Below are 687 nucleotides of genomic sequence, written 5' to 3' on the forward strand. Positions count from 1 at the left end.
TGGACCTGCCGACGTATGCGTTCCAGCGGGAGCGGTTCTGGCCGGTGGCGGTGGCCTGGCGTGCGGGCGACGTGTCGGGGGTGGGTCTCGCGGCGGCGGGGCATCCGTTGTTGGGTGCGGCTGTCTGGCTCGCCGGTGACGACGGGGTGGTGCTGACGGGTCGGTTGTCGGTGTCGACCCATCCGTGGCTGGTCGATCACGTGGTGTCGGGTTCGGTGGTGGTGCCGGGTACGGCTCTGGTGGAGTTGGTGGTGCGGGCTGGTGACGAGGTGGGTGCCTGCCGGGTGCGGGAACTCACTGTCGCCGCGCCGTTGTACCTGCCGGCTGTCGGTGGCGTGAGGGTGCAGGTGCGTGTCGGTGCGGTCGGGGCCGGTGGGCGGGACGTCGTGGTGTACTCGCAGTCGGAGGAGGACCCTGGTGCCGGGTGGGTTCGGCATGCCGAGGGTGTGCTGGAGCCCGCCTCGGACGTCGGACCGGCGGTTGGCATGTGGCCTCCGTCGGCCACTGAGACGGATCTGGCTGGTTGGTACGAGGCGCTGGTGGGCCATGGTCTGTCGTATGGGCCGGTGTTTCAGGGGTTGCGTCGGGTGTGGTCGGGTGATGGCGAGGTGTTCGCCGAGGTGGTTCTGCCTGATGGTGTGGTGGACGTGTCGGGGTTCGGGGTGCATCCGGCGTTGTTGGATGCGG

At 69.7% G+C, this 687-nt stretch carries 1 protein-coding gene; it reads left to right on the forward strand.

Annotated elements, in window-relative coordinates; genetic code table 11:
* Positions 1-687 (forward strand): polyketide synthase dehydratase domain-containing protein (locus AC0AIB_RS31050; protein ID WP_465098054.1); only part of this gene is annotated, 687 nt, incomplete at both ends.

The organism is Micromonospora sp. DSM 43699 (assembly GCF_055517075.1).